General features: G+C 69.1%; 26 protein-coding genes. 10 read left to right on the forward strand and 16 right to left on the reverse strand.

The genetic code is table 11. The features are described from left to right. Positions 1 to 42: 42 nt before the first annotated feature. The gene (locus ASE14_RS07730) at positions 43 to 624 is read right to left on the reverse strand and encodes an NUDIX hydrolase family protein (RefSeq protein WP_056653116.1); all 582 of its coding nucleotides are present in this window, start codon (positions 622 to 624) and stop codon (positions 43 to 45) included. Positions 625 to 660: 36 nt separating this feature from the next. Between ASE14_RS07730 and ASE14_RS07735 the strand changes: the two genes are divergently transcribed. Beyond that, a complete protein-coding gene (locus ASE14_RS07735) occupies positions 661 to 1,299 on the forward strand; it encodes an alpha/beta hydrolase (protein ID WP_056653119.1) in 639 nt (212 codons plus the stop codon). 28 nt (positions 1,300 to 1,327) lie between these two features. Here the strand turns inward: ASE14_RS07735 and ASE14_RS07740 are convergent, their stop codons facing one another. Then, positions 1,328 to 1,708, reverse strand: a complete 381-nt coding sequence (locus ASE14_RS07740) for a DUF5997 family protein (protein ID WP_082600321.1) — start codon at positions 1,706 to 1,708, stop codon at positions 1,328 to 1,330. A 134-nt stretch (positions 1,709 to 1,842) separates the two neighbouring features. On the opposite strand from ASE14_RS07740, the gene ASE14_RS07745 reads away from it, so the two are divergent. Both ASE14_RS07745 and ASE14_RS07750 read left to right on the forward strand, forming a co-directional pair. After that, the gene (locus ASE14_RS07745) at positions 1,843 to 2,562 is read left to right on the forward strand and encodes a LysR family substrate-binding domain-containing protein (RefSeq protein WP_082600323.1); all 720 of its coding nucleotides are present in this window, start codon (positions 1,843 to 1,845) and stop codon (positions 2,560 to 2,562) included. Continuing rightward, positions 2,559 to 3,308, forward strand: coding sequence for a glutamine amidotransferase (locus ASE14_RS07750; protein ID WP_056653125.1), 750 nt, complete (start codon positions 2,559 to 2,561; stop codon positions 3,306 to 3,308). The genes ASE14_RS07745 and ASE14_RS07750 overlap by 4 nt, the downstream gene beginning before the upstream one ends. A 66-nt stretch (positions 3,309 to 3,374) precedes the next feature. Here the strand turns inward: ASE14_RS07750 and ASE14_RS07755 are convergent, their stop codons facing one another. From ASE14_RS07755 to ASE14_RS07770, 4 genes are all read right to left on the reverse strand, one after another. Continuing rightward, positions 3,375 to 3,650, reverse strand: coding sequence for a GlsB/YeaQ/YmgE family stress response membrane protein (locus tag ASE14_RS07755; RefSeq protein ID WP_056653127.1), 276 nt, complete (start codon positions 3,648 to 3,650; stop codon positions 3,375 to 3,377). 106 nt (positions 3,651 to 3,756) lie between these two features. Beyond that, on the reverse strand, positions 3,757 to 4,563 hold the full coding sequence (locus ASE14_RS07760; protein ID WP_056655983.1) for a membrane protein insertase YidC: 807 nt from the start codon (positions 4,561 to 4,563) through the stop codon (positions 3,757 to 3,759). A 101-nt stretch (positions 4,564 to 4,664) separates the two neighbouring features. Further along, a complete protein-coding gene (locus ASE14_RS07765) occupies positions 4,665 to 4,958 on the reverse strand; it encodes a DUF6412 domain-containing protein (RefSeq protein ID WP_056653128.1) in 294 nt (97 codons plus the stop codon). Positions 4,959 to 5,045: 87 nt separating this feature from the next. Beyond that, positions 5,046 to 5,585, reverse strand: coding sequence for a GNAT family N-acetyltransferase (locus tag ASE14_RS07770; protein WP_056653129.1), 540 nt, complete (start codon positions 5,583 to 5,585; stop codon positions 5,046 to 5,048). A 116-nt stretch (positions 5,586 to 5,701) separates the two neighbouring features. Between ASE14_RS07770 and ASE14_RS07775 the strand changes: the two genes are divergently transcribed. Beyond that, the gene (locus ASE14_RS07775) at positions 5,702 to 6,757 is read left to right on the forward strand and encodes a DNA polymerase IV (RefSeq protein ID WP_056655987.1); all 1,056 of its coding nucleotides are present in this window, start codon (positions 5,702 to 5,704) and stop codon (positions 6,755 to 6,757) included. A 20-nt stretch (positions 6,758 to 6,777) separates the two neighbouring features. On the opposite strand, the gene ASE14_RS07780 is transcribed toward ASE14_RS07775, so the two are convergent. From ASE14_RS07780 to ASE14_RS07790, 3 genes are all read right to left on the reverse strand, one after another. Next, a complete protein-coding gene (locus tag ASE14_RS07780; RefSeq protein WP_056653130.1) occupies positions 6,778 to 8,007 on the reverse strand; it encodes an RNA polymerase sigma factor in 1,230 nt (409 codons plus the stop codon). After that, positions 8,004 to 8,372 carry a YciI family protein gene (locus ASE14_RS07785; RefSeq protein ID WP_056655990.1) on the reverse strand — a complete coding sequence of 123 codons (369 nt, stop codon included), beginning with the start codon at positions 8,370 to 8,372 and terminating at the stop codon, positions 8,004 to 8,006. Before ASE14_RS07785 ends, ASE14_RS07780 begins: the two co-directional genes overlap by 4 nt. 81 nt (positions 8,373 to 8,453) lie before the next feature. Continuing rightward, a complete protein-coding gene (locus ASE14_RS07790; RefSeq protein WP_162257716.1) occupies positions 8,454 to 10,019 on the reverse strand; it encodes an MFS transporter in 1,566 nt (521 codons plus the stop codon). A 108-nt stretch (positions 10,020 to 10,127) separates the two neighbouring features. On the opposite strand from ASE14_RS07790, the gene ASE14_RS20415 reads away from it, so the two are divergent. The 3 genes from ASE14_RS20415 (at position 10,128) to ASE14_RS07805 (ending at position 11,480) form a co-directional block, all read left to right on the forward strand. After that, complete coding sequence (locus tag ASE14_RS20415) at positions 10,128 to 10,472, forward strand: three-helix bundle dimerization domain-containing protein (RefSeq protein ID WP_157372865.1); 345 nt, start codon at positions 10,128 to 10,130, stop codon at positions 10,470 to 10,472. 317 nt (positions 10,473 to 10,789) lie between these two features. Then, positions 10,790 to 11,110, forward strand: a complete 321-nt coding sequence (locus tag ASE14_RS07800; protein WP_056653132.1) for a multidrug efflux SMR transporter — start codon at positions 10,790 to 10,792, stop codon at positions 11,108 to 11,110. A 1-nt stretch (position 11,111) separates the two neighbouring features. Continuing rightward, positions 11,112 to 11,480, forward strand: coding sequence for a multidrug efflux SMR transporter (locus tag ASE14_RS07805; protein ID WP_056653133.1), 369 nt, complete (start codon positions 11,112 to 11,114; stop codon positions 11,478 to 11,480). Between the two features lie 90 nt (positions 11,481 to 11,570). Here the strand turns inward: ASE14_RS07805 and ASE14_RS07810 are convergent, their stop codons facing one another. From ASE14_RS07810 to ASE14_RS07820, 3 genes are all read right to left on the reverse strand, one after another. Then, positions 11,571 to 12,236 (reverse strand): nitroreductase, encoded by a 666-nt coding sequence (locus ASE14_RS07810; protein ID WP_056653134.1) that lies wholly within the window; start codon positions 12,234 to 12,236, stop codon positions 11,571 to 11,573. Positions 12,237 to 12,454: 218 nt separating this feature from the next. Next, positions 12,455 to 13,411, reverse strand: coding sequence for a phosphotransferase (locus ASE14_RS07815; protein ID WP_056653135.1), 957 nt, complete (start codon positions 13,409 to 13,411; stop codon positions 12,455 to 12,457). 92 nt (positions 13,412 to 13,503) lie between these two features. Continuing rightward, the gene (locus ASE14_RS07820) at positions 13,504 to 13,953 is read right to left on the reverse strand and encodes a hypothetical protein (protein ID WP_056653137.1); all 450 of its coding nucleotides are present in this window, start codon (positions 13,951 to 13,953) and stop codon (positions 13,504 to 13,506) included. Positions 13,954 to 14,100: 147 nt separating this feature from the next. Between ASE14_RS07820 and ASE14_RS07825 the strand changes: the two genes are divergently transcribed. The 3 genes from ASE14_RS07825 to ASE14_RS20420 all read left to right on the forward strand — a co-directional run bounded on the left by ASE14_RS07825 (position 14,101) and on the right by ASE14_RS20420 (position 15,343). Next, positions 14,101 to 14,577 carry a hypothetical protein gene (locus ASE14_RS07825; RefSeq protein ID WP_056653139.1) on the forward strand — a complete coding sequence of 159 codons (477 nt, stop codon included), beginning with the start codon at positions 14,101 to 14,103 and terminating at the stop codon, positions 14,575 to 14,577. Between the two features lie 216 nt (positions 14,578 to 14,793). After that, complete coding sequence (locus ASE14_RS07830) at positions 14,794 to 15,165, forward strand: SdpI family protein (RefSeq protein ID WP_056653142.1); 372 nt, start codon at positions 14,794 to 14,796, stop codon at positions 15,163 to 15,165. A gap of 37 nt (positions 15,166 to 15,202) precedes the next feature. Beyond that, the gene (locus tag ASE14_RS20420) at positions 15,203 to 15,343 is read left to right on the forward strand and encodes a hypothetical protein (RefSeq protein ID WP_157372866.1); all 141 of its coding nucleotides are present in this window, start codon (positions 15,203 to 15,205) and stop codon (positions 15,341 to 15,343) included. A 57-nt stretch (positions 15,344 to 15,400) separates the two neighbouring features. On the opposite strand, the gene ASE14_RS07835 is transcribed toward ASE14_RS20420, so the two are convergent. The 4 genes from ASE14_RS07835 to ASE14_RS07850 all read right to left on the reverse strand — a co-directional run bounded on the left by ASE14_RS07835 (position 15,401) and on the right by ASE14_RS07850 (position 19,829). Beyond that, positions 15,401 to 16,771, reverse strand: a complete 1,371-nt coding sequence (locus ASE14_RS07835; RefSeq protein WP_056653145.1) for an ABC transporter permease — start codon at positions 16,769 to 16,771, stop codon at positions 15,401 to 15,403. Next, complete coding sequence (locus ASE14_RS07840; RefSeq protein WP_056653148.1) at positions 16,768 to 17,529, reverse strand: ABC transporter ATP-binding protein; 762 nt, start codon at positions 17,527 to 17,529, stop codon at positions 16,768 to 16,770. Before ASE14_RS07840 ends, ASE14_RS07835 begins: the two co-directional genes overlap by 4 nt. Positions 17,530 to 17,883: 354 nt before the next feature. Further along, entirely contained in the window at positions 17,884 to 19,488 is a 1,605-nt protein-coding gene (locus ASE14_RS07845; protein WP_200953293.1) for an ABC-F family ATP-binding cassette domain-containing protein, read from the reverse strand. Positions 19,489 to 19,583: 95 nt separating this feature from the next. Beyond that, a complete protein-coding gene (locus ASE14_RS07850) occupies positions 19,584 to 19,829 on the reverse strand; it encodes a hypothetical protein (RefSeq protein ID WP_056653151.1) in 246 nt (81 codons plus the stop codon). Between the last annotated feature and the right edge of the window lie 293 nt (positions 19,830 to 20,122).

Consider the following 20,122-nt stretch of genomic DNA (forward strand, 5'->3'; position numbering starts at 1 on the left):
CACCGCTGGTCGAGGAGCGAAGCGTCTCGAGACCGCGCGGCTTCAGCGCAGCGCGCCCACCGAGGCGAGCGCCTGCTTGACGAGCGTGCCGCGGCCGCCCTCCATCTCGGCGGCGACGCTCGGGCTGACCGCCTCCGCCGGGGTCATCCAGGTGACCTCGAGCGCGTCCTGACGCGGCTCGCAGGTGCCGGTCACCGGCACCACGAAGGCGAGCGACACTGCGTGCTGCCGCTCATCGCTGAACGGTGTGATGCCGGGCATCGGGAAGTACTCGGCGACGCTGAACGGCACCGAGCTCGCGGGCAGCAGCGGGAACGCCATCGGCCCGAGGTCCTTCTCGAGATGGCGGAACAACGCGTCGCGGATCGTCTCGCCGTACATGACACGGCCCGACACGAGCGTGCGGGTCATCTCGCCCACGGCGTTCGCACGCAGCAGCACGCCGACCTCGGTCACCTGCCCGAGCCCGTCGACCCGCACCGGCACGGCCTCGACGTAGAGCAGCGGCAGTCGGCCCCGCACCTCGGCGAGTTCGAGGTCGGTCAGCCACCCCGGATTCGCCGGAGGCCTGACGACGGGTTCGTCGTCGGGGTTCCAGTCCGGGTCGGGGGTGCGTACGCTCATGCCTCGATTCTGCCCCACCCGGCTAGCGTTGACCCCATGACTCCCGTGCAGATCGACGATGAAGCAGTGCTGTGGTCGGCCTCCGCAGCCGATCGCGAGGGGCGTCCGCTCCTCGTGCTGCTGCACGGCTACAACTCGAACGAGAGCGATCTGTTCGGCCTCACGCCCTATCTGCCGCTCTCCCCGGCGGTCGCGTCGCTCCGCGCGCCGACGTTCACCGGGTACGGGCACTCCTGGTTTCCGCTGATGAACGAGGGCGTCGAGCTGTCGATCGGCGGTGCGGATGCCGCGGTCACCGCGATCATCGACTGGCTCGACCGGGTCGCACCCGAGGCCGAATCGGTGGGCCTGCTCGGCTTCTCGCAGGGCGGTGCGATGGCGATCGAGCTCCTGCGGCGAGCGCCGGAGCGCTTCGCCTTCGCGGTGAGCCTCGCCGGGTTCGCCCTTCCGGGCGACCGCGAGGGCGATGAGCGGATGTCCCAGCTCCTGCCGCCCGTCTTCTGGGGGCGCGGCACGTACGACGAGGTGATCCCCGCGGCATCCGTCGCCCGCACGCAGGCGTGGCTGCCGGCGCATTCCGCGCTCGACGAACGCATCTACGAGGGCCTCGGCCACTCGGTGTCGGAGCGAGAGCTCGCCGACGCCGCGGCGTTCCTCGCCGCGCGCTACGCCTGACGCCGCCGGGGCCGGGTCTGGATCCGGGTCAGACTCCCGAGCCGCCGCTGTTGCGAGCGGCACGCTCCTTGTCGCGTTCGGCGACGCGGATCTTCTCGGCGCGCACGGCGGCCTGCGTGGCGCGCTCGGTCACGAGCCATGCGGGCGGGGCTTCGAGCAGCGCCTTGATCTCGGCAGTGGTGAGCGGGTCGGTGACGCCGCTCCGGGCGAGGCCCGAGTTCGAGATGCCGAGCTTCGCGGCGACGACGGTGCGCGGATGCGGGCCGTCGCGGTGCAGCACCTCGAGCCACTCGGGCGGCTCCGCCATGAGCGCCGCGAGCTGGTCTCGCGTGATGAGCCCCTCGCGGAACTCCTCGGGCGCGGCCTCGAGGAGGATGCCGAGCTTCTTGGCTGCGGTCTCCGCCTTCATGGTCTGGGAGTTCTTCGACTGGCTCACTCCAACACCGTAGCCCGTCTCGGCGCATCCGCCCACCGGAGAGCCCCGCGGGCATCGTCTACGCTGGGAGCAGGCTGCAAACGGCCTGCAGGGGAACGGGGGCCGAGGTGACACTGCGACTCCGCTACGTCGCCGGGGTGAGCCCGTCGAAGTGGCTTCGGGTGTGGAACGATCTCCGCCCCGACCTGACCCTCGAAGCGACCGTCGTCGACGAGGCCGAGCAGCTCGACGCACTCCTCGCGGGCGAAGCCGACATCGCCTTCGTGCGACTCCCGGTCGAGACCGAGGGCATGCACGCCGTCGCGCTCTGGGAGGAGCTCGCGGTCGTCGTGCTGCCGAAGGAGCATCTGCTCGCCGAGGCCGAGACGCTCACGCTCGCCGACCTCGAGGACGAGACCCGCGCCCCTGCACAGCCCGACGTCGCGATGACCATCGAGCTCGTCGCAGCCGGCACCGGCTACGCGATCGTGCCGCACTCGGTCGCCCGCCTGCATCGCCGCAAGGACGTCGTCGCGATTCCGGTGACGGATGCCCCGCCGAGCCGGATCTCCCTGCTCTGGCCCCGCGACCGCGATGACGCCGACATCCAGCAGTTCGTCGCCGTCGTGCGCGGCCGGGGCGCCAAGAGCTCGCGCGGCTCGGCCGACGATCCGCCCCCGATGAAGCCCGCGAAGGCCGCGAAGCTCGCCGCCGCCGAGCGACGGGCGGCCGCGGCGAAGTCGGGCGACGGCAAGGGCAAGGGCAAGAAGGGCGGTGCGAAGGGCGGCCGCCCTGCGCCGCGCACCGGAGCGGGCGCCAAGCAGCGCAGCCGCAGGAGAGGTCGATGAGTTCGAAGCCCTTCCTCTTCCTCTCTGCACGCCCCGAGGTCGAGGCCGTCGGCCCCGAGTACGAGTCGGTGCGCCGCGCCATGGGCGTCGACGCCGGCCGACTCGAGCACGTGCGCCTCGATGTCGACCCCCTCGGTGATCTCACGCTCGACACGTACGCCGGCATCGTCGTCGGCGGCAGCCCGTTCAACGTGACCACGCCAGAAGCCGGCAAGCACGAGGCGCAGCGCCGGGTCGAATCCGACCTCACCCGGCTCGCCGAGGCGGCGGTCGCGGCCGACTCCCCGCTGCTCTTCACCTGCTACGGCATCGGCGTGCTGACCCGGCTGCTCGGCGGCCAGGTCGGCACGGCATACGGCGAACAGGCACAGGCCGTCGAGATCCGGCTCACCGACGACGGCACGGCCGACCCCCTGGTCGGCGCGTTGCCCGAACGGTTCGAGGCGCTCGTCGGGCACAAGGAGGCCACCGACCGGCTGCCGGTCGACGCCGTGCTGCTCGCCTCTTCGGCCGGATGCCCCGTGCAGATCTACCGGGTCGGAACCAACGTCTATGCAACCCAGTTCCACCCCGAGGTCTCGACCGCCGACTTCATCGCCCGCGCGCAGGTCTACCGGCACCACGGCTACTTCCCGGCGAGCGAGCTGCGCGAGGTCGGCGAGCGGCTGGCCGCGGCATCCGTCACCGAACCGCAGCGGATGCTCCGGCGCTTCGCCGAACTCGCAGACGCGCCAACGCACGACTGAGCCGCGCGCCGGTGGTCTCGCGATATCGCGGGATCCGACCGGCACGCGGGGTCGACGATCTGGAGACTAGGCGGCCGTGCTCTTGCTGCGGTTTCGGGTGATGAGCCCCCAGATCAGGAGCACGACGATCGATCCGGCGATGGCGAGGAGCCACGTTCCGAGATCCCAGAACTGATCCATCGGGATGCCGAAGATGGCACTGCCGATCCAGCCGCCGAGCAGGGCTCCGACGACGCCGAGCAGCAGGGTCATGAACCATCCGCCGGCTTGCTTGCCCGGCAGGATCAACTTGGCGATCGCGCCGGCGATGAGGCCGAGGATCAGAAACGCGAGGAAACTCATGGTGTGCTCCTTCGTTCGATAGTCCAACGAAACCACCGCGAATCGGCTGGTGCAAGCCCCACATTCCGCGTGGCGTCGTTGGCAGCCGGCGCCGGTCGGGCCGCGATCAGGCTGTTCGCGCCTCGAAGAGCGGGTAGCGGCGGCGAAGCAGCACTCGTTGCCCGAGCGTCCACGCGACCGTGACGAACAGGTAGAGCGCCGCGGCCAGCGGCACGAAGATCGCGATCACGGCGGTGATGAACTGCATCGCGCCGAGCAGACGCGCGGCCCCCGGCCCGGCGAGCGGGTTCACCGGCGCCCCGGGGAGTGCCGCGGGCGACGGGGCATCCGCTCGGCTCGAGGTGGAGCCCGCCTGCGGCGGCGTGAACGCCCGCCGGGTGAGTTCGCCGACGACGGCGATGCCCGCGATCACCACGCCGAACACGAGCATCGCGCCCGGCGTCAGCGTGCCAGCCGCGATCTGGCCGGCCAGGCTCGACCCGAGCGGTACGCCGAAGAAGGTCTGCTCGAGCAGGGCGTTCGGGTGGCCGGCGATCGTCGGCAGGATGAAGAGCGCATAGATGACGCCCACGATGGGCGCCTGCACGAGCATCGGCAGGCAGCCGGCGAACGGCGTCGTCCCCTCATCGCCGTAGAGCTTCATCGTCTCGCGCTGCAGTCGCTCGGGGTTCTTCCTGTGCTTCTGCTGCAGGGCTGCGAGTTTCGGCGCGAGACGGGAGCGGGTCTGCTCCGCCCTGGCCTGCGAGACGCCGACCGGAATCAGCGCGGCGCGCACGAGGAGTGTGACGAGCACGACGGCGGCCGCGGCGCTCGCGATGCCGATGACGGGTTCGAGGAGGCCGGCGAGGGCCATGAGCACGGCGTGCGCGCCGTCGAGGAGGCCGGCGATGGGTGGGAAGGCGTAGAGGTCCATGAGGGGTTCCTTGCGGTCGAGGATGATGGGATCCATCTGGCCGCGAGGAGTCGCCGAACGGTCGCCCGAGCGGGCGAGGTGTGCGTCGGTCGGAGAGTGCGCTACGCGGCCGGGATGCCGCGTGCCGGCGCCCTGGGGCGGGCGCGCCCGGGTGCGTCGGGGTCGCTCTGCGCGAGGAGTCGCCACGGGTCGGCCGTCTGCCGGAACCGGGTGGCTGCGCCACTCGCGTCGGCCGCGACGATCGCGGGCATCGCCTGCGAGGTGACGACGACCACGGCGACGGCGGCGGCGCCGACGACGCCGAGGAGCACGATCGACATCTGCCCGTTCGAGGCGAGTGCGATCTCGAGCGAGGCCTGGGCCACTCGGAAGAGGGCGACGAGGAGCTCGATCACGTCGTCTCCTCCCCTCGGTGGCTGCTGCGATGGCCGCTGCTGCGGTGCTCGCTCCACGCTAACACCGGCACGGGCGCTCGGGAGGGTCTACTCGTCGAGCAGCCGCTCGAAGAGCACGTGGTCGCGCCACTCCCCCGCGATGCGCAGGTAGCGCCGCGCGAGGCCGAACCGCTCGAAGCCGTTGTGCGCGAGCACCGCCTGCGACGCGGCGTTGTGCACCAGCGTGCCCGCCTGCACCCGGTGCAGCCCGATGCCGCGCGCCGCGTGCACGGCGAGGCCGACCGCCATCGTCGCGATGCCCCGCCCGTTGTACCGCCCGTCGACCCAGTAGCCGAGGTTCGCGTTCTGGAAGGCCCCGCGCACGATGTCGGAGAGGTTCATGCGGCCGATGATCTCGTCGCCGTCGGTGATCACGAACGGCACTGCGAGACCCGCTTCGAGGCGCGTGATCGCCGCCTCGACGTCACGGCGGTGCGTCTCGACGTCGAAGAACTCCTCGCTGCGGGACGGCTCCCATGGTGCGAGGTGCTCGCGGTTGCGCAGGTAGGCGGCGGCGAGCGCGGGGCCGTCGCCCGGTCGGAGCTCACGGAACACGACGCCATCGCCGAGGTCGACCGGTTGCTGCACGCGACTGCCCCTGTCTCGCTGAGGGCCGATGCGACGGATGCCGCGAGGCCGGGCATCCACGCTAACACCGGTGGGCGGTGCAGACTGGTGGGGTGACCGGACACCGCACGTCCTGGGTGCTGCACGTCGACCTCGACCAGTTCGTCGCGGCCGTCGAGGTGCTGCGACACCCCGAGCTCGCGGGCAAGCCGGTCATCGTCGGCGGCCGCGGCGACCCGAGCGAGCGGGCCGTCGTCTCGACCGCCTCGTACGAGGCCCGCGAGTTCGGCGTCGGTTCGGGCATGCCATTGCGGATCGCCGCCCGCAAGGCGCCCGATGCGGTGATCCTGCCGGTCGACGCGGAAGCGTATGCCGAGGCATCCGCTGCCGTGATGGCGACGCTGCGCGTGCAGCCCGGCGCGATCGTGCAGGTGCTCGGCTGGGACGAGGCCTTCGTCGGCGTGGAGACCCCCGACCCCGAGGCGTACGCCCGGCGGATCCAGCAGGCGGTGCTCGAACGCACGCGCCTGCACTGCAGCGTCGGCATCGGCGACACGCTCGTGCGGGCCAAGGTCGCGACGGGCTTCGGCAAGCCGCGCGGGGTGTTCCGGCTCACGGCCGAGAACTGGCTCGAGGTGATGGGCGACCGGCCGACGATCGATCTCTGGGGCGTCGGCACGAAGATCTCCCGCCGACTGGCCGGGCTCGGCATCGCGACGGTCGCCGAACTCGCCGTGGCCGACCTCGATGCACTGGCCGCCGAGTTCGGGCCGCGCATGGGCCCCTGGTACGCGGAGCTCGGTCGCGGCGACGGCGCGGATGTCGTCGACGACACGCCCTGGGTGGCTCGGGGCCACAGCCGGGAGACGACCTACCAGCAGGACCTCACCGAGCCCTCGCAGATCGCGGATGCCGTGCGCGAGCTGGCCGCGCACGTGCTCGACGACGTCGCCGCAGAGGGCAGGCCGGTGATCGGGCTCACGCTCAAGGTGCGCTACGCGCCGTTCATCACCAAGGTCTTCACGAAGAGGATCCCGTCGACGAGCGACCGTGCAGTGGTGCTCGAACGCGCGCTGGAGCTCGTCGGACGCATCGAGCCCGACCGGCCGATCCGGCTGCTCGGGCTTCGCGCCGAGATGACGATGCCGGAGGACGCGCGCGACGGTCACACGCCCACCCGCGGCGGGTGGTAGTCCGGCCGGGCACGGAGACCTCAGCCGTCGAGTCGTCTGGCCCGCGCGAGCAGGTAGTCGCGCTCGGGGATCGAGAGCGTCATCCGGGCGGCGGCGCGGTACTCGTCGATCGCCGCCGTCCTCCGGCCCGCACGTTCCAGCAGGTGGGCGCGCACCGAGGAGAGGCGTTTCCCGTCGGGGATCCCCCGGCTCCCGGCGAGCGCGTCGACCGTGGCCAGGCCGGCGTCGGGCCCGTGCACCATCGCCTCGGCCACGGCACGGTTGAGGGTGGCGATCGGGTTCCGGGTCGTCTGCTCGAGCAGGCGGAACAGGACGAGGATCTGCGGCCAGTCGGTGGTCTCGGTGCTCGGGGCCTCATCGTGCAGTGCCGCGATGGCCGCCTGGATCGAATACGGCCCAGGGGGGCGCCGGGCTCCCTTCGCCAGCGCAGTGTCGAGGAGGTCGGTGGCGTCACGGATCGCGTCCCGGTCCCAGAGCGAACGGTCCTGTTCGTCGAGCGGGATCAGCGCGCCGTTCGCATCGGTGCGAGCGGCCCGACGCGCATCGGTGAGCATCATGAGCGCGAGCAGTCCGGCGACCTCGATCTGGTCGGGCAGCTCGACGTGGAGCAGCCTCGCCAGACGTATCGCCTCGTCGCTCAGGCGGATGTCGTTCGCGTCGTCGCCGGCGCTCGAGGTGTGACCCTCGGTGAACATCACGTAGACGACATCGAGCACGGGGTCCAGCCGGTCCCCCGGCCCCAGCGGCGGCGGGAAGCCGGCTCCCGCCGCACGGATGCGAGCCTTGGCGCGGCTGATCCGCTGCGCCACGGTCGCCTCGGGGAGGAGATACGCGTGGGCGATCTGGGCGGTGGTGAGCCCCGCCACGGCCCGGAGGGTCAACGCGACCTGCGCCGATCGGGTGAGTTCGGGATGACAGCACAGGCGGAGGAGCCGCACGCTGTCATCGGTCTGGACGACGGACGCGTCGGAGAGCGGATACCGCAGCTCGACGTAGTTGCGCTCCCGTTCGCGCCGTTGGTGGTCGCTGCGGATGCGATCGATCATCCGGCGCCGCGCCGCGGTCAGCAGCCACGCGAACGTGTCATCGGGGACCCCGCCCTCTGGCCATTGACGGTGCGCCGCGAGCAGTGCCTCCTGCACGGCGTCTTCGCAGATGTCGAACTGACCGACGCCGTACTGGCGGAGGAGCGCGGCGAGGACCTGCGGCGCGCGTGCGCGCAGCAGGTCCTCATGCGGTGCAGGACTCAGATGTCCGCTCCGGCCGAGAACATCACGGGCCGGATCTCCAGCGCGAGGCCATCGATGCTCGCATCCGGGATCTCCCCGGCGAGTTCGATGGCACGCTCCTCCGATTCGACATCGAGCAGGTAGTAGCCGCCCATGAACTCCTTCGTCTCCGCGAACGGGCCGTCGACGGTCTCCGGCTTGCCGTTCCGGCTGCGCACCACCTTCGACTGGCTCGGCGCACCGAGCGCGTGCGTGCTGAGCATCTCGCCCGTCTCGGTGGTCTTCGCCATGAACGCCTCGTGGCCGGCGCCGATGGCCTGCTGCTGCTCGGCGCTCAGGGACTCGAGGACCTCGGGGTCCACGTGCATCAGGATCAGGTACTTCACGATTCGTTCTCCTTCGTCGTGCATCGAGGCGGCACGGTGCCGCGTCATCCTATGGTCGGAGTCGAGGGCTCGTTCTCGACGCTATCGCTCGAATCGATCGATGTGGCGCAGCCGGACGGCGGTCACGACCGCGAGGATCGCCATGATCACGGCCGCGATCAGCGCCGAGGCCTGCACTCCGGAGCAGTACGCCGCAGCCGAGGCCGCTCGCAGCACGTCGTCTCCCGTCGACACGGCGATGTCGACCGCGCCGGCGAGGCTCTCAGCGGCGATGCCGTGCTGCGCCGTGCTCCCCTCGGACGGCGACGTCATCTGCAAGCGGTACACGGCGGTGACGATGCTGCCCAGCACGGCGATGCCGAGGGCGTAGCCGAGCTGACCGCTGGTCTCGGAGGTGGAGGCCGCCGACGAGGCGTTCTCGAGCGGCACGGAGCCGATGATCAGGTTGGTGCCGAGCGTCGGCAGCGGCGCGGCGCCGAAGCTCACGAGGCTGAACCCGAGGATGAGCGGCCACGGGCCGCTCGCCGGTGAGATCTGTGTCATGACCAGCAGCCCCACGACGGTCAACGCCAGCCCCGCGGAGATCACGAAGCCGGGACGGATGCGCCGGGCCGCCAGCGGCGCGACGACGAATCCGGCGAGCCCCACGACCGCGGCCGGTACGGTGTAGAGACCGGCCGCGAGCACATCGGCCCCGGCGACCAGCTGGAAGTACTGCGTGTTCAGCATCATCAACGGACCGGTGAGCATCGTCATCAGGAAGAGGCTGACGAGCACCAGGCTGAACCCTCGCCGATGGAACATCGAGAGGTCGAGCAGCGGCTCGCGATGCGGGTCATCGGCGAGCCGCTTCTGGCGTCGGACGAATGCGACGAGGAAACACACGCCGAGCACCGTGGAGACGACCGCCACCCACTGGATGCCGACCCGCGCCGACTCCTTGAGCCCGAAGACGATCGGCAGCACTGCGAGGAGGGAGAGCGGCACGCTCACGAGGTCGATCCCGCGACGGTGCGGGTTCGCCTGGGCCGCGCCGTCGCCGTTCACCTCGCCATCGCTCACGAACGGGAGCATGGCGACCACGAGCGCCATGACGGGCACCGCGATCAGGAAGACCGACCCCCACCAGAACGAGCTCAGTGCCATCCCGCCGACGAGCGGTCCGACGATCATGCCACCCACGAGGCACGTCATGAAGATTCCGAGGGCGACCGAGCGCTGCCGGCCGTCGCGGAACATCCCGGTCAGCAATCCGTAGAGCGACGGGGTGAGCGCTGCCGCTCCGACACCCGTGAGCGCTCGGGCCGCGATCAGCACATCGGGCGAGGGGGCGAACGCCGCAACGGCAGACGCGATGGCGATGGTCGCCGCTCCGAACACCGCCATCCGGCGCCGTCCCAACCGGTCGGCGAGGCCTCCGAACGCCACGAGCAGCCCGGCGAGGGCGAACCCGTAGGCGTCGACGATCCACAGCTGTTGACTGGCGTCAGCGCCCAGCTCCACGGCGATGCTCGGCAGCGCCAGCAGCACGACCGAGGTGTCGATCGCGATCACCAGGGCTCCCATCGCGAGCACCGCGAGCCCGAACCACTCTCTCGGCCCCGCCCGTCGTGCCGTCTCCGCTGCTCGAGCCGTCGCCGATGCCATCGTGTTCTCCTGTCTGTCGATCTCCATGCACGGTGGTCGGAGACGCACCGTCGTTCTCGACAGCCACGGGGTATTGATGCAACGGCCCGTGGGGACGAGACTTGCGATATGGATCACACGGAAGAAGTTCGCGCCGTCGACGAGGTGATCGACCGGCTCGTCAGCCGGTTCCCCGATCTGCCCCGAGACCACATCGCCGCCGTCGTCGAAACGGCTCACCTCGAACTCGAGGGCAATCCCGTGCGCGACTTCGTTCCCGTGCTCGTCGAGCGCACCGCGAAGCAGCGCCTGAAGCAGGAGGCGAAGGCCGCACCGGTCCTCACCGATGCGGCGCTGGGCGAGACCATCGCGGGCGACGACGTCGTCGAGCTCGACCCGATGGAGATCGAGCGCCGCGCGCGCGAGCGCGAATCCGGATTCCTCTTCGGCGACCTCGGCGGCGGACCGAGCTGAGCCGACCGCTGAGGCGGCAGAAGGGCCGGTCCCGGAGGATTTCCTCCGGCTCGCGTCATCGTGCGTCATGAGAGCGGGGTCACGAGAGCCATCCGTCTCGCTGTGTTGCCGCCGGCCATGATCGAAGCCAGACTCTTCCGCGAGCCGTTTCCCCCTGCGGTTCAGCGCGTCGCGACGGCGCTGCCGAGCCCCCAATCGCCGCCGTCGCGACGCGCCCTCACCACGCGGTCGAATGTGCTTTCCGCAGCTGACCGGAGGGTCTAGGCTCGCGGGCACAGCACCGTGGGTCCGCTTCGAGAGGCCCGGGAGGGACCACGATGGATTGGCTGATCCTCATCGCTTCGGGCGTGCTCGAAGCCGTGTGGGCGACGGCGCTCGGTGCGTCGAAGAACTTCCGGCGCCCCTGGCCGACCGTGCTCTTCGTCGTCGCGCTCGTGCTCAGCATGGCCGGGCTCGCGTTCGCGATGACCACCATCCCCGTCGGCACCGCCTACGCCGTCTGGGTCGGCATCGGCGCCGTGCTCACGGTCGCCTACGCCATGATCTTCGGCGGCGAGCGCGCGAGCGTCGTGAAGGTGTTGCTCCTGCTCGGCATCATCGGGTGCGTCATCGGGCTGAAGATCGTCGGGGAGGCCTGACATGTACTGGCCCGTCCTCATCGTGAGCGCCGTGCTCGAGGCCGTCTGGGCGACCGCACTCGGCTACTCAGAGGGCTTCTCCGAGCTTGTTCCGACGATCGTGTTCTTCGTCGCGCTGGTCGGCAGCATGGCTGGACTCGCCTACGCGATGCGCGGCATCCCGATCGGCACCGCCTACGCGGTGTGGACCGGTCTCGGGGCCGCGCTCACGGTGACCTACGCGATCACCTTCGGCGGCGAGTCGGCGAGCGTGTTGAAGGTGATCTTCCTCGCCGGCATCATCGGGTGCGTGATCGGGCTGAAGCTCGTGCACTCCCGTGAAGAGCGCGAAGCCGAGGCATCCGGTGCGCCGCCGATTCCTGACGTGTGACGCCTCGGTCTCTCGGGAGTGACTGCTCAGCCCGATCTCCGAGGAGATCTCAGGTGAAGCCGGCGCCCAGGTCAACGCCCGATCGCCCGGTCACATTCCAATGAAGCTGATGGTTTCCGTCATGTCTGCCCGCCCTGTACGCAGTGGTGGCACCCCCTCCTTCTCGAATCCAACCGCGACACCACAGAACAGCTCGAGGCCGTCATCGGCTCCGACAACCTGGCTGACAGTCTTGCGATACATCGTCCACATCACTTGGGGGCAGCTGTGCAGGCCTTCCGCTCTCAGCAGCAGCATGACCGTCTGCAAGTGCATTCCCGCGTCTCCCCATTGCCCCGGCCCCATCGTCTGATCGAGGTAGCAGAACAGCACGACCGGGGCCCCGAACGCCTCCGAATTCAATGCGGCGACCTTCATAGACCTGTCGGGGTCGTCGCGCTCGATCCCGAGTGCCTTGTACCGCTGTCCAGCCGCGGTGGAAAAGCGGTCGACGTATGGCGAGGTCAGTTCGGCCGGATACATCGGGTACTCACGCTCATCGCCGGGGTCTCCCGCGAGCGCCCTGGCCGTCGCCCGCCTCTTCAATCGGGCCAAGGGATCGCCGGTCACGACGAACACCTGCCATGGCTGGAGGTTCCCACTCGACGGCGCCCGCGTCGCTGCGGTCAACACGCGTTCGAGTACTTCTCTGGATACCGGCTCATCGCTGAACGCCCGTACCGCCCGACGGCTTTCGACAGCTTCATAGACATCCACGCCTGCTCCTCCTCTCAGCTACAGGCTGCCCCGCGATTCGAAGCGGAGCGAGTCGAGATGCGCTGCCGGCACGAAGTGGCGTCATACTCGCGACCCTAATGGGTCGACCTGCGATGGATCGCGGCCAGCAACCGGTCGTGGGTGCTTGGCCGCACAGAGCGTCCGCTGATCTCAGTCCACGGTGCAGAGCAATCCCGTTACTCGCCGGGGGCTCACCGTCACACGGCCGATGCCCACCCGGCTGTGTCGTTCTCCCCTGGGATCGCCAGAACACCGTGCCAGAGGACGAGGATCTCGAACCAGAACGCCTCGGCAGGAGTGAGCGGCCGGACCGACTCGTAGCCGGCACGCAGGCTCCGACGCACCTCCGCCGTCGTCGGCCGCCAGTCGGTGAACCGCGTTCCCAGATAGACGCACGCCTTGGCCAGATCGCTGACCCGGTGTTCGACCACCACCTCGTCGAAATCGAGCACCCCGACGACCTGTGAGCCTCGCGTCAGGATGTTCGCCGCCCGGAAGTCGTTGTGCACCAGCTGGGGCTCGTCCCGGAGCTCGGGGGCTTCGGACAACAGCCCCGCGAGTCGATTCGAGGCCTCTCGCGAGAGTCCGCGATCCTCGTGCGCCAACCACTGATCGATCCGCTTCCTCAACGGTGCAGTTCGCATCGACGACAGCGAGGCATCGCGATCGCTCGCACCGAGCGCCAGGTGCACCTCCGCCAGACACGCCCCCGCCGACCGGACCGCCGCGTCGTCCGCCACGTCCAGCCAGTCGCCCGTCAGCTCCGGCAGCACGGTCACCGAGAGTGCCCCTGACGGGCCCTCCAACGTCACCCGGTCGAGCCCGTCCGCTGTCGCGATCGGCGGCGCCACCGGGACACCTCGCCCGGCGATTGCGCGCAGCAAGCGCGTCGATGCATCCAGCCTCGCGAATCGTTCACGAGCCCGCGACCACTTCACCACCAGGTCGCCGCGGTCGCTGTCGACCCAGACGATCGCGTTGTGGTCGCTGATCACCATGCGCGAGCACCCGCCTGCGGTGATGCCCCAGGTCTCATCGAGCGCTGTCGAAGTCCACTCCGCAACCGCGCCGAGGCCGTCGAACCCGAACCGGTCCCTCAGTGCGCCTTCCGGCTCCACCGGCTCCCACAGCATCGACAACCCGAGCGGCAACATGCCCCCAACTGTAGTCAGGCGAGCAGACGCCTCGGGGACGCCGCAACCCTGCGAAGTCGAGCCGTTCCGGAATCGCCGATTCCGTCGGGGACTCAGTACCCCGCGGGCTCGGTGGGCTCGACGCACACCGCCTTGACCTTGTCGACCGCTTCCTGGATCGAGGCCTGCTGCTCGGCGAGCGCGTCGGGGTCGGGCTCGACCTCGCCGTCGGCATTGATGGGAATGGTCCCTGCGAATGCCGCCGCCTCGCTGAGCTTCTCATCCACGGTGGCGAGCGCGTCGGCCACGTCGGGGTTGTCGGCTTTCTCGGCCAACTCGGCGGCTCGCGAACTGTAGTCCTCGAGCTTGGCCTGGATCTCCTCGGGGCTGCCGACCGCGTTGAGGGCGTTCTGCGCACCGTTCGAGACATCCCGCAGTGCACCCTGCAGAGTCTCGCACGCACCGGCGACCGCCGTCGAGGGTGTGCCGCCGCCCGAAGCGCAGCCGGAGAGGAGCAGCGCGCTCGCGAACACGAGCACGGCGGACGTCTTGGTTCCTCGCATGGTGGGATCCCCCGATCCTGATGCCCTCGCGTCTCGGGAGCACCACTTCGACTGTGGCACGTCCCCGTGACGGAGTAAATAGCGAGTTTCGCTCACAGTTGGCGGGGGCGGGATGAACGGGAGACCGGCGTCTGGGAAGGTTGGACTGTGCGATACACGGACGTCGAAGAATCGATACGGCAATGGGCGGCGGCGGCGGACGGCGTCGGTCGCCGCCGCATGGCGACCTACGCCGCGGAAGAACTCACCCGGTTCGATGACCTCGAAGCAGTGGCAGCAGCCGAGTTCACCCCGGAGGCCGCCACGGCCTTTCTCACGGCATGCGCCAACCTCACGAAGGCGGATGCCTCCACGATCGACGACTGGCTTCGGCTCATCGATGCTGGAACCCTCTCCGACGGCGACATGGACACCGAAGCGCTTCGGGCCTTGACCACGGTCGAGGCGTGGCGGGACTTCCTCCGAACCGGGGACAGCGCGCCGGTCGCATCGCTGGCGATCACGCTGCTTGAAGTCATCGACTTCGAGGTCGACGCGGATCTCGATGACTTCCTCGCCGATCCGCGAATGTCCGCCCGGTACAGCAAGATCCAGGCGCTTCTCACTCAAGAGGGTCAGCACTGAGCCGAAAATACAGGCTCCGCGAGCTTCGACTTCTGAGCGGCCGCGGAGCTGAGTGCCAGCAACCACGCCTCAGTGCGAAAGCGATTCGACGAAGAGCAAGTTGTGTTGGTCCTCGGGCCCACGGAAGTGGTACCTCGGTACCTTGTCGTCGCCGCGAGGCATCTCGTAGCCTCCGGAGGAGCAACTGGACCTGATGATCGAAACCGAGAGGATGACATGATCGAGACGATTTCCGCATCCGCCGTGATCCTCGCCGTGGGAGTTCTCGTGCTCTGGTGGGCGCGAGAGTGTCGTCGGGGCACGCTCCCTCGCAATTGGATCTTCGGCTATCGCACGAAGCTGACGCTGAGCGATGACCAGGCGTGGGTCGTCGTCAATCGCGCCTCGGCTCCGTTCATCGCGATCGCAGGATTCGGCCTGATCGTCGCTGCGATCGTCGGCATCATCGCTGCACTTGTCGGCGCGAGCGCTGTCGCTTCTGCTCTGATCGGTTCGTCCATCGTCTGGCTTCTCGGCTGGGTGCTCATCGGCATCATCCCGGCCGCCCGTGCCGCAAGAAAGTACCAGGAGACGTCGCGCACGGCCTGAGGCGAGCGAGGCGGCCTCTCCAGATAGGGTCACGCCCGTGACGGAGATAGACGCGTCGCGAACCGACGCAGCGACGACGACGTGGTCGGTCGTTCGGACTGCGGTCCACGTCGGCGGCGGATTCGCGCTCGCAGTCGGCGTCATGCTCGTCGCCGGGCTGATGATCGGAACCGATTGACGCCGACTTCGCCGCCAGGGACCGCCCCCATCGCCCCGCTCCGAGCCACTGCGATCCTCACTCCACCGCGAGGATCGCAGGGATCGTCCGTCGTGACGGCGTCACCGCCGGCCCGACGGTCGCGATGCCGACGATCACCAGGCCGGCGAGTCCGATGAGCGCCGCGGTCGCGATGCCGAACACGGGCACTATTCCAGGCACCGCGCCGGCGAGGGAGATCGACGCGGCGAGTCCGACGAGGACGAAGACCGCAGCGGCGAGCAGGAACGCGGTCATCACGTAGATCATTGCTTCGAAGGCCGCGGACAACGCTGTCGTGGCGATGGTGCCGCCGCTGATCTGCACGAGCGCCCCGTCGCGTTCTCGGGTGCGACCCGTCATGAACACGATCGCGGCGGCCCCGAGCGCAGCGAGCAGCAGCGCAGGGCCGAGGACTGTGAAGATCGAGCCTGAGTTCACATCAACCGGTCCATCGGTGGCCTGGGCCGTGGTGAGGGCCATGGTGTACATCGCGCCGGGCAGGGCGATGCCGACCATGAGCGGTGTAACTGCAGCGGTGCTCTGCGTGATCCGGTAGCTGCAGGAGCGGCGAGCGAGGAACCAGGTGCCCGATCCGCCCGAAGGCACCGCCGCAGTCCAGGCACGCAGCACGAGCGGGTACAGCACTGGTCCGCTCGCGGCAACGAGCGCGGTCAGGGCGATGCTCAGCATCATGCTGAGCCCCGTGACCGCGGAGAGTCCGACCAGCTGGCCATCTCCGTCCAGCCGGGGCCTCGCGAGTGCCAGACCGAGGCCGAGCCCCAGAGCGGCGGCAGCTGCGATGCCGACGCCGATCCAGCGCATCGTTCCCATGCGGATCCGCGGGGGCTCCGGATCTCGCAACGCTTCGATCGGCCGCACACGTCCTGCGCGGAAGGCAGCCCGCGCGCCGGAGATGAGCACGACACCGCCCATCAGGGAGAGCGTCCACACGATGGTGGTGTGCCCGAACGATGCCTCGGGAACCTCGCGCAGGCTGATCTGCGCGATCGTGAGCTCGAGCATCGGTCCGGCGAGCAGGCGGCCGACGCCGAGGCCAAGACTGACGCCCGTGGCGGCGAGGATGAGCAGCTGCACGAACACGATCACGACAAGCTGCCTCGGAAGCGCCCCCGCCAGTTGGAGCAGCGCATACCCGCGCCGACCGGAAGCGACAGCGAGATTGGTCGTTGCGGCTGTGATGGCGATCGCCGCGAGAAGCCCGAACGCGACGATGCCTTGGCTCATCGACTGCAACGCAACTCCGTCGTCCTCCGGAAGGGCAGCCGCGGTCTCGAACTGCGAGATCGCCGCTGCACACACTGCTGCCGATGCGACGATGACGGCCAGGCTGCCGGCCCAGAGACGCCAGCCCCGGACGAGTTCCCGCGCGGCGACTGAGATGATCATGCGGCAGGCACTTCCTCGCCGGCTGCGCGCACAGCCTCCAAGACGTTCTCGGAGGTCGGCGCGTGAAGTTCAGCGTGGATCACGCCGTCGCGCAGCACGAGTACTCGATCGGCACGCGATGCTGCCTCGAGGTCATGCGTGACGATCACGACGCTGCGCTCGCCCGTTGCCGCGTCGCGAAGCAGCGACAGCACTTGCTCGCCGGTCCGCGTGTCCAGGGCACCTGTCGGCTCATCGGCGAACACCAGCATCGCACCTGACGCCAGAACCCGGGCGATCGCCACGCGTTGCTGCTGCCCGCCCGACAGCTTGCCTGGAAGGAACCTGCCTCGGGAAGACAGTCCGACTGCTTCCAGGGCTGATCGGGCCGCCGAGGCGGCGCCCTTGCGACGTGCGAGCCTGCCGGGCAACCCTGCATTCTCCTCGGCGGACAGCGACGGGATCAGGTTGTAGGCCTGGAACACGAAGCCGATCTGGTCGCGACGGAGCTTCGCCAGCGCGTTGCGACCGAGCGTCGCGATGTCGCGGCCGAACAACTTCACCCGACCTGTGGACACCGGCTCGAGCCCTGCAAGGCAGTACAGCAGTGTCGACTTCCCGGAACCGGATGGACCAACTATCGCGACCATCTCACCGGGCGCGACCCGGAGCGATACTCCGCGGAGCACCGTCGTCTGCGCTGCACCCCTCACGCCGTCGAATTCCTTCGTCACGTCCTCCACATCGAGGAGCGTCAAGCGGTCAGCAGATCCGGTCATGACGCCATTGTTGCGGGAATGCGGCAGGAAGCAAGGGCTTCAGCCTCGATCAACGCCAGGCCCAGAACGTCCAGAACAGCCAGCCGCCGAGCCAGTGAAGAGGTCTCACCGGCCCGGCCATCGATGATCTACGCGGGTAGGGTCGCGGTTCCATCGATGGCGCACGCATTCACGCTCGCGTAATTTCGGGGGCGAAGAGAGGGGCGATCATCTCGGTCGTGTCCACCACGGCCTGTTGCCTGTTCCTTTCGGTCAGACCGCACAAGAAAGCCCCCCTGGTGACTGGTTCGGTGGCGCTGAGTGGTGACGAAGTCCTGCGGCCAAGAGATGTGTCGTTGCCGGAACAACCGGATCTCAGTCGAGGGCGACGAGCTCTCGATAGCTCTCGCGCCAGAGGTCTTCGTCCGCATCCGGCAACAGCAGTACCCGGTCGGGACGGAGCGCGTCGAGCGCCTGCTCGTCGTGCGTTACCATGACGACCGCCCCGGGGTAGGAGCCGATCGCCGCGAGCACCTCGTCGCGAGAGGCTGGGTCGAGGTTGTTCGTCGGCTCGTCGAGCAGCAGCACGTTCGCCCCGGAGTGCACTAGCGTGGCCAGGGCGAGGCGGGTCTTCTCCCCTCCGGAGAGGATGCCCACCTTCTTGTCAGCGTCGTCCCCGCTGAACAGGAACGCGCCGAGCACTTGCCGCGCCTCGCCATCGCTGAGGTGCGGCGCGGCGTCGGACAAGTTCTGCTGCACGGTGCGCTCGATCGAGAGAGTGTCGTGCTCCTGCGCGAAGTAGCCCAGGCGCAGGCCATGACCGTGCACCACCCGGCCGCCGTCGGGCTGCTCCTGCCCGGCGAGCACGCGCAGCAGCGTCGTCTTCCCCGCGCCGTTGAACCCGAGCACCACTATCCGGCTCCCGCGGTCGACGGCGAGGTCGATGCCGTCGAAGATCGTCCGGCCCTCATACGCCTTGGTCAGGCTCACCGCGCCGAGTGGCATCCGTCCGCACGGCTCCGGCTCGGGAAGCGCGATGCGGGCGACCTTCTCGACGCGGCGCACCGGATCGAGATCGGCAAGCATCCGATCGGCGCGACGGGCCATGCTGCGCGCCATCGTCGCGGTGGCGGAGCGCGCCTTCATCCGGTCGGCCTGGGTATGGAGCGCCGCAGCCTTGCGCTCGGCGTTGGCCCGCTCCCGGGTCCTTCGCCGCTCGTCCGCGGCCCGCTGCGCCAGGTGTTGGTTCCATCCGGTGTTGTACACGTCGATGGCGGCACGAGTGGGATCGAGGTGGAATACGCGGTTGATCACGTCGGCAAGCAAGCTGGTGTCGTGGCTGATGAGGACGAGACCGCCGCGATGCCCTTGTAGGAACGTGCGGAGCCATGCGATCGAGTCGACGTCGAGGTGGTTCGTCGGCTCGTCGAGCAGTAGCACGCGGTTGCGCCCTCCGAACAGGATGCGGGCCAGCTCGACGCGGCGCCGCTGTCCACCCGAGAGCGTGCCGACCGGGCTGGACAGTACCCGTTCCGGCAAGCCGAGGCCTGCCGCCACCTGAGCGACCTCCGCCTCGGCGGCGTAACCCCCACCTGCCTGGAACACGGCATCCGCGCGCACATAGCCGCGCATCGCGCGATCGAGCGCGGCCTCATCCGATGCCGCGGACAGCGCCGCCTCGGCTGCGAGCAGGTCCCGCACGGCATGGTCGAGCCCGCGGGCCGAAAGGACACGCTCTGTCACGCTGACCGAGGGGTCGGTGGCGCGGGAGTCTTGCGAGAGGTAGCCGACATCACCGGTTGTGGTGATCGAGCCCTCGACGGGGGCGGACACGCCAGCAAGCGCCGACATGAGAGTGGTCTTGCCTGCGCCATTGCGCCCGACGAGGCCGATGCGGTCTCCGGGGGAGACGGTAAATGAGATGTCTGAGAGCAGCAGGCGGGCACCCGCGCGCAGCACGACATCATGAACAGTGATCATGATCCGAAAACTCCGATTGAAAGCGAAAAGGACACACTTCTGGTGGGGAAGCGGGTCCTCAGCTAGGAGATTCGGGTGATAGCCACATCCGTAGGCTACCAGGGTTCTCTGACAAGGCGCCGGTCCGTGTTCTCAATCAGAAGTCCCTCGTCGTCGTAGAACTTCGCGAGAATGTACGCGACTCTCTGCTCACCCGCGCGGGCGAGCTGTGCGTCAGTCGGGGCGGTGGTCGACTCGACGAGCGTGAAGCCCATCTCCTTGAGGACGGCGGCTGCGAGGTCATCCTCCCCGATGGGCACGCAGACCGTGTCGTTGGTGTCCAGGATGATCGTGCAGTTCACGTCTTCGGCGACGGGCTCTGCACTACTTGCCTGGGCCGGAAGCAGCGAGCGCCAGCGTGGACATCAGTGTGGCGGCGATCATGCCCGTTCCCAAGGCAGGCGCACCCATGACGAACCCGAATTCGTCCTGGGCGCTGATTGCGGCAGATCCCTCGCTCTGTAGGGAGAGGCGACGGGCCTGCCTGCTCATCAATTTGCAGCCGCTCAATAGCCGGGCGGGGTGCCCGCAAGGAGAGGCCGATAGGGTCCGCGTTTCGCGCGTAGGGAGAGGAATCCTTCCTCTTCGCATGGTC

Origin of the sequence: Agromyces sp. Root81 (assembly GCF_001429165.1) — a bacterium.
Classification (GTDB): domain Bacteria; phylum Actinomycetota; class Actinomycetes; order Actinomycetales; family Microbacteriaceae; genus Agromyces.